Here is an 11,869-nt window from a genome sequence, read left to right as displayed (position 1 = left end):
CGGGGGGCCGGGGCGCGCGCGCCCGATCACGGGTTGATCTTCACCCAGAACGGATCGTTGACGAACAGGATGCGGTCGTCGAAGAAGTAGGAGATGAGCGAGCCGCCCGCGGAGGCGTTCTGCGTCTTCGGCACCCAGCGGACCGAGAAGTCCCAGGTGCCGCTGCTCGCGCCCTCGGCGGTCGCGTGGAAGGGGTACTCGTCGCACTCCCAGCCCTCGGCCGCCTGCTGCGGCGTCCGCGGCGGCAGGCCCGTGGTCGCGTACGGCCCGGTGCGGTTGCAGGCGTGGTTCTTCCACAGCTCGTTGGACGTGGCGATCGTGCCGCTGCCCTCCACCCGGTGCAGCGGCTCGTGCGCCGGAGGGTTGCCCCACCAGCCCGGGAACACCTTCCTGTGGTTCTCGATCGGGTAGGAGGTGTCCGGGCTGAGCTGGGCGTCGTAGATGTGCCGCGCCACGGCCCCGTGCTTCTTGCTGGACAGGTTGTACTGCAGGTGCGGCACCACCGCGGTGAACACGCAGGCCCGGTCGAACGGCTGGCCGAAGCGGCTGAAGTAGTCGGCCGAGTCACAGCGGAACGGCTGCGCCAGGGTGTGGCCCGGGGTCTCCTTGAGGGGATAGCCGGGGGAGGTGCCGTCGGTGATCAGGTACCAGTCGAACGCCGACACCTTCTCCCGGCTGCTGTCGTTGGCCCGCGCCGGGCCCTGGACGTCCCAGTACGACCACTCCGTGGTGGTGTTCCAGGCGCCCCAGGCGCGCGTGACCTTGCCCTGGTCCGTCGAGCAGGCTCCCGTGGACTGCTGGACGCATTCGGCGCGCACGCCGAGCTGCAGAAGGCTCGGCGTGTCGGTCAGGGACCAGTCCTTGTACTCGACCGAGCCCGCGACGGGCCGCCAGTACACGCGGACGGCGCGCTGGGTGTTGCTGCCCACCGCGACCATCTCGAACAGGAGCTGGTTGCTGCCCTTGTAGGTCCAGACGCCGTTGCGGTCGTACAGCCCGTAGCGGGCGCGGTAGCCGACGTTCTGGCACCACAGCAGGCGGTTGTGGGTCCAGCCCTCCAGGCGCAAAGCCTCGGGCTTCCGCATGCACTCGCCGGTGCCCGGCTGCGGGGGTTCGGTGGGGAAGGCCGCCAGCGTGGCCAGCCTGCCCTGCGCGGTGAGGCCGTGCTCCGGCACCTTGTCGGCGTCGTAGTAGGAGTTGTCGCCGAGCCGCATGGCCTGGCGCAGCGCGCGCTCGCCGGCCTCCTTGGGGTCGGGCAGGCGGCCGGACACCGACGGGGAGACGGGGGAGACGGGCAGGAAGGCGGACGGGGAGGGCGACGGGGCCGCGGCGGCGGCCGTCGCGGGGGCCAGGAGGCCGAGGACGGCGACGGCGAGGGCCGCCAAGGTGGTCAGGTACCGGGTCACGCGGACGCCGGCGCGCCCGTCCCTAGGGGATAAAAGGGGCATGTGTCACTTCCCGCTGCTTGTCGGGGCGCCGTGGGCCGCCAGGGTGTTCTCCCAGGGGCACCAGGCGAGGTTGGGGATCGGGCCGTAGTTCTCGCCGCCGGTGACGTGCGTGGCGGGGAAGCCGCCCCAGCCGCCGGTCTCCCAGAACGTGTCGGCCTCGGTGTACAGCCAGATGTCGTTGGCCCAGTCGCCGACCGGCGGGTTCTCGGGGCCGTGGGACTGGCAGGCGAACCAGTTGTCGCCCGCGTTCAGCCGGCCGATCGGCTGCCAGCTCCCGTTGACGTAGTTGTAGACGTCGCCGGCCCGGTAGGTGCGGCAGTAGGTGGTCTGCCAGCGGGCGCCGCGCGGATCGACCACGACGGGCCCGCTGCCCCAGCAGCCGTCGGCGGCGGCCGCGGGAGCGGTGCGGGCGGCGTGGGCGGGCGTCCCGGTCAGGCCGGTCAGCATGATCGCGGCGGACGCCACGCCGGCGATCACGGCCGTCAGGCGTCTCAGCCTGGACGACCCGGGTGACGCGGCCAGTGCTGCTGATGCGGACATCGGTCTCCTTGTCGGCACTCGGACGACCGGCGGGACGCGCCGGCCGTAGGAGAGGCACGGCATGCGGTGCCGCGCCTTGCGACTTTTGTGTAGTCCGCGAAGGTTGTTTGGTTTCCGGGCCGTGGAATCGAACAATCAACCCCGACCAACGGGTCACGGGGACATGACGCCGGTCCGGCCGCTCAGGCGGGCGTCCCGCGGGTCCGGCGGCGATCGTGCCGGGGATCAAGAACCGGACAAGAGTGGACGCTAGGCATCAAAGCGGAAGTAATACGCGGCACTCGATATTCACATCGGTGCCCTGATTTACCCGCAAACAGGTGTCAAGGGATCGACAGCGGGCACGCGACTCCACGGCTGAACCGGCAGCCTGAGGACTCCGCGCTCACTCGCATTGGAATGCCATGATCACCCAGAACACGATCCTCCCCGCCGTCTCGTGGCTGCGCCGCGCCGCCTGCCGTGGCGAGGACCCGGAGCTGTTCTTCCCGATATCGGCGAAGGGGCCGGGGCACCTGCAGCACGAGCGCGCCAAGGCGGTCTGCCGCCGCTGCCCCGTGCGCGTGCCCTGCCTGGACTACGCCCTGCGCACCGGCCAGGAACACGGCATCTGGGGCGGCACCGACCCCGACGAGCGCCGGGCGAGCGCCCGGCGCTCCCAGGACCGGCGCGTGCGGGTCGGATAGATGGGAAGAGAAGAGGCGGGTAGGGAGGGATCATGAGCGACGACCTTCCCGACCCGGGCCACCGGCGGCCCTCCGGGCTGGACGACACCACCGTCGAGGCCCTCGGCAAACTGTCCGAGGCCCTGGAGACCGTGGAGCGCGCCCGCGGCCACCTCTACGCCTTCCACCAGCTCACCGGGCACGCCCACCTGCAACTGGAGGAGGCCGTGTCGCTGCTGCGCGAGGCCGGGCACACCGCGCACGCCGACGCGGTGACCACGGAGCTGCTCGGCCGCGACGTGCTGCCGGGCCGGTGGACGTTCCAGGTGGTCGAGGAGTACGACGACGGCTACCACCGCTGTTTCGCCGAGACCGAGGAGCGGGTCAGGAACGACCTGGCCAAGGGCAGGCGCCACATCTACGAGGCCGAGATGAAACGGCGCCTGCAGAGGTGAGCGGGCGGCTCACTTGAGCGCGCCCGCCGTCAGCCCGGCCTGGATCTGCCGCTGGAAGATCGTGTAGACCACCAGCATGGGCAGGATCGCCATGCTGAGCGCCGCGAACAGCGCCGCCCAGTCCGCGTCGTAGCCCGCGGCCGTGGAGATGTCGGCGATGCCCTGCGTGAGCACCCACTTGTCCTTCGACTGGCCGCTGAGCAGCACCAGCGGAATCTGGTACTGGTTCCACTGCCCCAGGACGTTGAAGATCGTGATGCTCACGATGCCCGGCCTGGCAAGCGGCAGCATGATCTGGAAGAACACCCGCGCGTGCGAGGCGCCGTCCACGAACGCCGCCTCGGCCACCGCCCCGGGCAGCGTGCGGAAGAACGCCGACAGGAAGAACACGGTGAACGGCAGCGAGTAGGCGATGTACACGAGCACCAGCCCGCCGTAGCTGTCCAGCCCGATCAGCGGGCCGATCAGCGGCAGGCTCCCCATGTTGCGCACGACGAAGAACAGCGGCGTCAGCGCCAGGTACACCGGGAAGGCCAGGCCCGAGACGAACAGCAGGTAGACGGCCCGGCCGCCGCGGAACCGGTAGCGCGCGAGCACGTAGGCCGCCATCGAGCCGAGCAGCATCGTGCCGGCCGTGCCGAGGCTCACCACCACGACGCTGTTGAGCATGTACCTGCCGACGTGCGCCTGCTCCCAGGCGCGCGCCCAGTTGTCCCACCGCGGGACGGCGGGCAGCGACCAGGCGCTGCCGAAGATCTCGTCCTCGGTCTTCACCGAGGCCAGGAACGTCCACACGATCGGGACCACGACCAGCGCCGTCCACACCAGCAGCGCCCCGTGCGACAGCCCGGCCAGGGGGCCGAGCACACGCCGCCGCCGCTCGCGGGCCGCGCTCCTGGCGAGCGCGACCGGCTGGGATCCCGCCTGAGACGCCACGTCTCCGCCCCTCTCACCACTCGACTCAGAACTCGACCCGCTCGCGGCGCGACAGGCGCAGGGCCACCGCCGCGAAGGCGACCGTGAAGAAGAACAGCACCACGCCCATCGCCGAGGCGTAGCCGAACTTGAAGTACTGGAAGGCGTTGCGGTAGATCTCGGCGGCCATGACCGTCGTCGCGTGGTCGGGGCCGCCGTGCTCGGCGGTCATCACCCACACGATCGCGAAGACGTCCAGGGCGGCGATGCCGAGATAGATCCACCCCACCTGCACGGTGTCCCACAGCAGGGGCAGGGTGACGCGGAAGAACAGCCGCCCGCGCCCCGCCCCGTCGATCTCCGCCGCCTCGTACAGCTCGCGCGGGATGGACGCCATGCCCGCGGAGAACAGCACGACGTAGAAGCCGACCGCCTGCCAGACCAGCACGCCGAGGATCGACCACAGCGCCACGCCGGGGTCGGACAGGAACCCGACCGGCTCCAGGCCGAGGGCGATCAGCGGGGCGTTCAGCATGCCGCTCCCGTCCGGCCGGAACACCTGCTGGAACAGCACGGCGACGATCGCGACGGCCAGCCCCTGGGGGAAGAAGAACACCACGCGGTAGAACCGGGCGCCGAACACCCCCGAGGCCGCCGTGGCGCCGCCCGCGTTGAGCAGGAACGCGAAGAACAGCGCGATGACCAGCGTGCCGATCGGCATCAGGACCAGCAGCAGGCCGTTGTGGCGCACGGCGGTCCAGAACACGCCGTCCCCGAGCAGCCGTTCGAAGTTGGCCAGGCCCACGAAGCCGGGGTGGGCGCTCACGCCGCGCCAGTCGGTCATCGCGATGGAGAACGCCTGGGCGTAGGGGGAGATCACGTAGACGAGGTAGAGCAGCACCGGGGCCGCGAGGAACCCGGCGATGAACCGCGCCCGGGTGAGGGCGGCACGGTTGCCGAGGAAGGACCTTTTCGTGCGATCGGCCACGCTGTTCTCCCTGTCGCCGCTGTACGGCCGCCTCGCTGTCGGCCGGGTCGTCGGTGGGGCCCGGGGTCCGCGCCGGGCCGCGCGGGCCCGGCGGGAGACCGCTGGTCAGCTTCGGGTGTACTTCTTCACCGAGGAGTCGTTCCTGATCTCGTCGGACTTGCGCTGGATCCGGTCCGCCCACGCGGCCACCGGCAGGCGGCCCGCCATGAGCTGGCCCGTCGCGGCGGCGGCCTCGTCGTGCAGCTCCTTGTACCACTGGCGGAACCGGAAGTAGGTGGTGTTCTCGCCCGCCTGCTTCAGCCGCGCCGCCGCGCTGCGCAGCCCCGGCTTCAGCGTGCGGCCCTCGGCGGCCCCCTTCACCACGGTCAGCGTGCTCACCATCTCGCTGAACCTTCCCGCGCCCTCCTTGGAGAGCATCGCGCGCATGTACTCCATGCCCGCGCGCGGGTTCGCCGACCGGGCGGAGACGAAGAACTCCTCACCCGGGCGGGAGTGCAGCGTGCCGTACGGCAGGGCGTCGGCGGAGCTGAACGACGGCAGCGGGAACATGGCGTACCCGAAGCCGGGGGGAGTGGTGTCCTTCTGCTCGTTCTCCAGCCACGACCCGCACGGCAGCATGGCCACCTGGTACTTGTCGTGCGCGGTCTGGGTCTGGATGTGGTCCAGGCCCTCGGTGCCGCGCAGCAGGTACTTCGCGCCGACGTCGGCGAAGGCGGTGGCGGCGGTGGCGACCGGCTCGGCCTTCCACGCGCCCTCGGCCAGGTTGTCGATGTTCTTCAGCACCGCGACGCCGCCGATCTTCGCGGCGAGCGTGAGGATCGTCTCGTAGATGTAGAACGGGTGCTTGCCCGCGTAGGTGAACGGCGCGCACGTCCCCGACTTCTTGATCTTCTCGCAGAGCGCGGTGAACTCGTCCCACGTCTCGGGCGGCTCCCAGCCGTTGTCGCCGAACAGCTTGGTGGAGTACCAGATGCCCCAGACCGTGCTGGCGTAGTTGAGCACGCAGTAGGTGCCGTCGTAGGTGCCGAGCTCGACGGCCGAGGGCAGGATCGTGTCCCGCACCTTCACGGCGGGGTCGTCCCAGCTCGGGGCGTCCAGCAGCGCGCCGAGGTCCTGGAGCTGGCCGTCCTGCGCCAGCGCGCCGAAGTCCATCGCGTTGTCGCCGGAGTTGTTGACGAACTCCGGCGGGTTCCCCCCGGCGAAACGGGGCTGGAGCGTCTTGGCGATCTCCTTGGTCGCCGTGTGCTTGATCGTCGCCTTCGGGTGCTCGGCGGCGAACAAAGGCTCGTGCACCTCGCGGGCGTAGGCGTCGCCGAAGCCGCCGTCGAAGATCACCACCTCGAAGGGGGACGTCTCGGCGATGCCGAGCGGGTTGGCCGCCGACGTGGCGCCGGTGGCCGCCGGGGCGGGGCCGCCGGACCCACCTCCGGGGGACGCGCAGGCCGCGAGCGCGCCCCCGGGGAGCAGGACGCCCGCGAGGGCCGCCGCGCGCAGCAGCTCGCGCCGGGTGAAGGAGTTGTCCGCCATTGGTCCTCCTGGGGGTGGAGAGGAGAGGGGAACTTCAGCCGCCGCGGCGGATGCGCCCCGCGTACCGGGCCTCCAGGGCGCGGTTGTGCTCGTCGCCGCCGACGACGTTGGCCGAGCGGTAGATCGGGGGCTCCTCGCCCGCCTCCGTCAGCGCCCGCACCACTTCGGCGACCACCATCTGCGCCAGCAGCGCCGAGGTGATCGTGGACACCGCCCCGAACGTGCCGCCCCCGGGCAGCCGCAGCACCGCGTCGCCGTAGGGGGCGCCGTTGTCGAGCACCACGTCGGCGAGGTCCATCAGCTTCAGCCCGGAGGGGTGCCGTGAGGCCATCGCGGCGCTGTGGCGCACCGAGGTCAGCGCGACCAGGGGGTGGCCGCGCTCCTTGACGAGGGACGCCAGCTCCACCACCGAGCCGTTGACCCCGGAGCTGGAGATCAGCACGAACGCGTCCCCCGGCCGGACCGGCGCCAGCTCGTAGACGCGACGGGCCACCGCCGGGTCGCGTTCCAGCTCGGGCGAGCCCAGCAGGGACGCCGGCTCCCCGCCGTACAGGACGAGATCGCGCAGGGCCAGCCGGTTGGTGGGGACCAGGCCGCCCGCGCGGCCCGCGATCTCCATCGCGATGGCCTCGGAGTGGCCGGAGCCGAACGCCTGGATCACCCCGCCGGCGCGCAGCGCGGCGGTGAGCAGCGCCGCGGCCTCCCGCACGGCCTCCGCCCGCCCCGTGGCGACCTCGCGCACCAGCATCTCGACCTCCCGGACGTAGGCGCCGGCACTGATGTCCAAAATTATTCCTTTCATTAAGGGGTGATCAGATGAAAATAATTGCCCAGCGTTGGCCGCTTAGCAAGAGGAGCTTCGTGGCATTCTGGACATCGGCCTGCGGCGCGGACCGGACGGAGCGGGCCGGTCATGCGCCAGAATGAGCGAGGACCGTCACCACGGACGCGGCCGGCGCGGGCGGCCGCGTCGACGAGGGCATCGGGAAGTCATGAGCGAAGATCACATCAGGCGGGTGCTCGGCCTGCTCTCCCAGGACGACACGCTGCGGGTCTTCTCCGCCCTCGTCCTGCACGGCACCACGGGGGACTGCGGACTCGCCCCCGACGCCGAGCGGCGGGCGCTGGACCGCCTCGAACGCGGCGGCCTCGTCGCCCGCGGCCCGGACGGCTGGCACGCCCGGCGCGAGCGGTTCCGCGAACTGCTGCACGCCACCGCCCCGCCGCCCGCCCCCGCGCCCGACGCCGAGAGCCGGGTGCTCCAGACCTTCCTGGTCGAGGGCCGCCTGCGCGCCATCCCCACCCGGCGCGAGAAGCGCCTCGCCGTGCTCGGCTACATCGCCCGGGTCTTCGAGCCCGGCGTGCGCTACCCCGAGAAGGACGTCAACGTCGCCCTGCGGGCCTTCCACGACGACTACGCGGCCCTGCGCCGCTACCTCATCGACGAGGGCCTGCTCGCCAGGGAGAACAACGTCTACTGGCGCAGCGGCGGCCCCGTGGACGTCTGAGCCGTGGCGCGGCGTCTCACACGCCGAGGAGCTCGGCGAGCCTCGCGGCGTTGCGCTGGGCGTTGTCGGCGCAGCAGTTGTTCATCAGCACGTGGACGAGCGGCGTGCGGGCCGCCAGCTCCGCGATCTCGCCCGCCCAGCGCGCCAGCTCCTCCTCGGAGTACAGGTAGCCGAACCGTTCCTCGATCACCTTGCTCGCCCACAGCCGCGAGTGCCCGTGGAAGCGGACCACCGCCGGCTCGGCGGTCGCCGCGAGCACCGGCGGGATCGACGACGGATGCCCCTGCGGCATGTCCACGCTCACGTACGGGACGCCGTGCTCGGCGAGGAAGCCCAGCGTCGCGTCCCGCGCGTCCTGCGACATCCACGCGGCGTTGCGGAACTCCACGCACGCGGTCATCGGGGCGCAGCGCCGCACGGCGTCCAGGACGGTTCGCCGGGCGCGCTCGCCCGGCGCGAACCAGGGCGGGAACTGGAACAGCACGGCGCCGAGCCGGCCGGCCTCGTGCAGGGGCCTGATCGTGCCGAGGAACCGCTCCCAGACCTCCTCGGCGACCGGCGCCGGCACGTCCCGGGGGTAGACGCTGGCCTTGGTGGTGCCGAGCCGCTCCCGCAGGTCCTTGTAGAGGGTGCGCACCGGGGTGGGGTGGCCGGTGAGCAGCGAGAACGCCTTGATGTTGAACGTGAAGCCCGGCGGGGTGCGCGCGAGCCACGCCTGGACGGTGCGTGAGGACGGCGGCGAGTAGTAGGTGGCGTCCACCTCCACCAGCGGGAACCGCGAGGCGTAGTGGGCGAGCCGCGCCGCCGGCGTCGTGGCGTCCGCCGGATACCACCCGGACGCCAGCAGGCTCTTGTCCGTCCACGACGCGGTGCCGACCAGAATCCCCTTGCGGCCGCTCTCACGATGATCGACATCGGGCATCCCGCCCCTCTACCACCACACCTCCGGCCAAACCTCCGCGTGGCGGCGCGGGTCAGGAGACGCCGTCGTGGGGACGGTCGGGGGTGCCCTGGTCGAGGGGGACGGCGGCGGCGCGGACGAGGTCGAGCTGGACGGTCTGGCGGGGGAGGATCGTGTCCAGCAGCCAGTTGCCCGCGATGCGGGTGCGGCCGCCGGGAACCGCCAGCAGGTGGTAGCCGCGGGCCACCACCTTGGCGGGAACCCCCGACAGCGGGACGCCGAGCGGGTTGGCCGCGGCCTTCACCCCGCCGAGGTCCACCACGAAACCGAGGTCGTGGTGCTCGTACGGGCGGCGTTCGCCGTGGCCGTAGGAGGCGGCGATGTTGTCGGCGGCCCGCTTGCCCTGGCGGGTGGCGTGCTGGGCGGTCATCGCCGTGTGCTCGCCCGGCCGGGTGAGGTCGGGCACGGCGGCCGCGTCGCCGATCGCGAAGATCTCCGGGTGGCCCGGCGCGTTCAGGTACTCGTCCACCTCCAGGCGGCCCTTCGCCGTGGGCAGGCCGAGCGACTCCACCAGCGGGTCGGGGCGTACGCCCACGCACCAGATCAGCGAGCGCGTCGGGACGAACTCCCCGTCGGACAGCCGGACGCCGTCGCCGGTCGCCTCCTCCACCGTCGTGCCGGGGCGAATGTCGATGCCGCGACTCACGAGCGTGGCGTGCGCGGTGCGCGAGAGCCGCTCGTCCAGCTCGGGCAGGATGCGCGGGGCCTTGTCCACGAGCAGCCAGCGCAGCGGCCGGTCCGCCAGGCCCGGCCGCCGCTTCTTGGTGTCGGCGGTGAGGAGCTGGCCCTGGGCGGCGACCTCGGTGCCGGTGTAGCCCGCGCCCACGACGACGAACGTGCACCGCGCGTCGCGCTCCTTGGGGTCGTCCTCGGCGTCGGCCAGCTCGATCTGGCGGATCAGGTGGTCGCGCAGGTACAGGGCCTCGGCGATGCTGCGGAAGCCGTGGGCGTGCTCCACCACGCCCGGGACGGGCAGCAGCTTGTTGACGCTGCCCACGGCGATCACCAGGCGGTCGTAGCGCAGCTCGCGCCGGGCGCCCTCGGCGTCGGTGCACATGACGCGGCGCGCCTCGACGTCCACCGAGTCGACGCTCGCCAGCAGGTGGCGCACGCCCGGCAGGTTCCCGGCCAGCGGGACCGCCACCTTGCGCGGGTCGAGGATCCCCGCCGCGACCTCCGGCAGCAGCGGCAGGTACAGGAAGTAGTCGGTCGGGTTGACCAGCACGATCTCGATCGCGCCCTTGGCCAGCCGGGACAGGCGGCGCGCGGCGCTGAAGCCCGCGAAACCCCCGCCGGCGATGACGACCCGCTGCCGGTTGCCCATCGGTCCTCCCTCGATCCCCTTCGGCCCACGCCCTCGCCGCGTGGGTGCCTCCTTTGTCGCGTACCCGGTCTCCACCGGAGAAACCTGGACGGAAGGACGGTCCGTCACGGCCATTTACCTACCTTTCAACTTGGTTATCATGGCGGTCAAGATCGGAACCCGGCACCGCCGGCGACGGGGTACGCCGCCGCCTGCCGGGAGGCACGCCGTACCGCAGGACGCGAACGAACGGGGATGCTGATGATCAGGAGAAGTCTCGCCGCCGGAGCCGCCGCGCTCGGCCTCGTCCTCGCCGCGGCCGCCTGCGACGGCTCGGGGGGCTCGGGCGGTTCCGGCGGGCAGGGGAGCGCGGCCGGGGGCACGTTCACGTACTGGACCAGCGGCTGGAAGCCCGACCAGATCGCCGCCGTCGACGCCGCGTTCGCCAAGGCCCACCCCGGCATGCGCGCCAAGGGCGAGTACATCGCCAGCTCCGACCAGTACCTGCCCAAGGTCATCGCCGCGCTGAAGAACGGCACCCAGCCCACCGTCCTGCTCACCCAGAACCCCTCCGACCTGCCCGTGGTGGCGCAGAGCGGCAAGCTGATCCCCCTGGACGGCAAGCTGACCGCCGAGACCGACGCCCTGTACCCCGGCATCAAGGAGTCGCTGTTCCACAAAGGTCGCCAGCTCGGCATCGCCCTCGGCGGCGTGGGCGACGTCGTGCTCTTCTACAACAAGAAGGCGTTCGCCGCGGCCGGCATCGACGGCCCGCCCGCGACCTGGGCCGAGCTGGCCGCCGACGCCAAGAAGCTGTCGGACCCGGCCAAAGGGAAGTACGGCTTCTACGTGCCGCTCGGCGAGGCCGAATGGATCAGCTTCGCCTGGGCGCCCCTGCTGTACGCCGAAGGCGGGTCCTTCCTGACCCCGGACGGCACCGCCACCGCCTTCAACAGCCCGCAGGGCGTCAAGGCGCTCACCACGTGGGTGGACCTGCTGCGGAGCAAGGCCGCGCCGAGCACCAGCTACGCCCAGGCCGGCAGCTTCGACGGCGCCCCCGCCTTCGCCGGCGGCGCGGTGGCGATGATCGTCAACGGCCAGTGGGCCGTGAGCACCTTCCGTGACGCCGGGATCGACTTCGGCGTCGCCCCCATGCCCCGGGGCGACGCCGGGACCGCGACCAGCCTGGGCATCGGCGTGGCCGCCCTGCTGAAGACCGACCCCGCCGCCGAGAAGGCGGGCCTGGCGTTCCTGAAGTTCCTGGCGAGCCCCGCCCAGGGCGCCTACCTCGCCGTCCAGAGCGGCGGCCTGCCCTCCGCCCCCGAACAGCTGGAGCAGCCCCTGCTCAAGGAGCACATCGCCAAGGACCCGGCGTACGAGGTGTTCGCCGAGGCCGAGAAGACCGGCAAGGTCCGCCCGATCACCCCCGCCTACAACGCGATCTCCCAGAGCCTGTGGACCCAGATCAACGCCGCCCTGCAGGGCAGGAAGACCCCGCAGGAGGCCCTCGCCCAGGCCGCCAAGGAGGGCGACGCGGCCCTGAAGAAGCTCGGATGACC

Annotated in this window: 12 protein-coding genes; 4 read left to right on the top strand and 8 right to left on the bottom strand. The window is 71.9% G+C overall.

From position 1 onward, the window contains the following. Positions 1-26 precede the first annotated feature (26 nt). Both BJ982_RS28440 and BJ982_RS28435 read right to left on the bottom strand, forming a co-directional pair. Positions 27-1,448: a NucA/NucB deoxyribonuclease domain-containing protein gene (locus BJ982_RS28440; RefSeq protein ID WP_184885069.1), complete on the bottom strand. Its 1,422-nt coding sequence runs from the start codon at positions 1,446-1,448 to the stop codon at positions 27-29. Positions 1,449-1,451: 3 nt separating this feature from the next. Continuing rightward, on the bottom strand, positions 1,452-1,988 hold the full coding sequence (locus BJ982_RS28435) for a hypothetical protein (protein WP_184885067.1): 537 nt from the start codon (positions 1,986-1,988) through the stop codon (positions 1,452-1,454). Between the two features lie 404 nt (positions 1,989-2,392). Between BJ982_RS28435 and BJ982_RS28430 the strand changes: the two genes are divergently transcribed. Beyond that, complete coding sequence (locus BJ982_RS28430; protein ID WP_184885065.1) at positions 2,393-2,674, top strand: WhiB family transcriptional regulator; 282 nt, start codon at positions 2,393-2,395, stop codon at positions 2,672-2,674. A 32-nt stretch (positions 2,675-2,706) separates the two neighbouring features. Further along, entirely contained in the window at positions 2,707-3,108 is a 402-nt protein-coding gene (locus BJ982_RS28425) for a hypothetical protein (protein ID WP_184885063.1), read from the top strand. 9 nt (positions 3,109-3,117) lie between these two features. On the opposite strand, the gene BJ982_RS28420 is transcribed toward BJ982_RS28425, so the two are convergent. From BJ982_RS28420 to BJ982_RS28405, 4 genes are all read right to left on the bottom strand, one after another. Beyond that, positions 3,118-4,044, bottom strand: a complete 927-nt coding sequence (locus BJ982_RS28420; RefSeq protein WP_184885061.1) for a carbohydrate ABC transporter permease — start codon at positions 4,042-4,044, stop codon at positions 3,118-3,120. Between the two features lie 25 nt (positions 4,045-4,069). Beyond that, positions 4,070-5,011: a carbohydrate ABC transporter permease gene (locus BJ982_RS28415; RefSeq protein WP_184885059.1), complete on the bottom strand. Its 942-nt coding sequence runs from the start codon at positions 5,009-5,011 to the stop codon at positions 4,070-4,072. 105 nt (positions 5,012-5,116) lie between these two features. Beyond that, positions 5,117-6,538 (bottom strand): N-acetylglucosamine/diacetylchitobiose ABC transporter substrate-binding protein, encoded by a 1,422-nt coding sequence (ngcE, locus tag BJ982_RS28410; protein WP_184885057.1) that lies wholly within the window; start codon positions 6,536-6,538, stop codon positions 5,117-5,119. A 34-nt stretch (positions 6,539-6,572) separates the two neighbouring features. Beyond that, on the bottom strand, positions 6,573-7,325 hold the full coding sequence (locus tag BJ982_RS28405) for a sugar isomerase domain-containing protein (RefSeq protein WP_203959083.1): 753 nt from the start codon (positions 7,323-7,325) through the stop codon (positions 6,573-6,575). A 205-nt stretch (positions 7,326-7,530) separates the two neighbouring features. Here BJ982_RS28405 and BJ982_RS28400 point away from each other — a divergent pair, with 205 nt between their 5' ends. Continuing rightward, positions 7,531-8,046 (top strand): DUF2087 domain-containing protein, encoded by a 516-nt coding sequence (locus tag BJ982_RS28400; protein ID WP_184885053.1) that lies wholly within the window; start codon positions 7,531-7,533, stop codon positions 8,044-8,046. Positions 8,047-8,062: 16 nt separating this feature from the next. Here the strand turns inward: BJ982_RS28400 and BJ982_RS28395 are convergent, their stop codons facing one another. Further along, positions 8,063-8,968: a DUF72 domain-containing protein gene (locus tag BJ982_RS28395; protein WP_184885052.1), complete on the bottom strand. Its 906-nt coding sequence runs from the start codon at positions 8,966-8,968 to the stop codon at positions 8,063-8,065. A 52-nt stretch (positions 8,969-9,020) separates the two neighbouring features. Beyond that, entirely contained in the window at positions 9,021-10,331 is a 1,311-nt protein-coding gene (locus BJ982_RS28390) for an NAD(P)/FAD-dependent oxidoreductase (RefSeq protein WP_184885050.1), read from the bottom strand. A 240-nt stretch (positions 10,332-10,571) separates the two neighbouring features. Between BJ982_RS28390 and BJ982_RS28385 the strand changes: the two genes are divergently transcribed. Further along, positions 10,572-11,867 carry an ABC transporter substrate-binding protein gene (locus BJ982_RS28385; RefSeq protein WP_184885049.1) on the top strand — a complete coding sequence of 432 codons (1,296 nt, stop codon included), beginning with the start codon at positions 10,572-10,574 and terminating at the stop codon, positions 11,865-11,867. Positions 11,868-11,869: the final 2 nt, after the last annotated feature.

Source organism: Sphaerisporangium siamense, from assembly GCF_014205275.1.
In the GTDB taxonomy this organism is placed as follows: domain Bacteria; phylum Actinomycetota; class Actinomycetes; order Streptosporangiales; family Streptosporangiaceae; genus Sphaerisporangium; species Sphaerisporangium siamense.
This window is presented reverse-complemented; position numbering and strand designations above follow the sequence as displayed.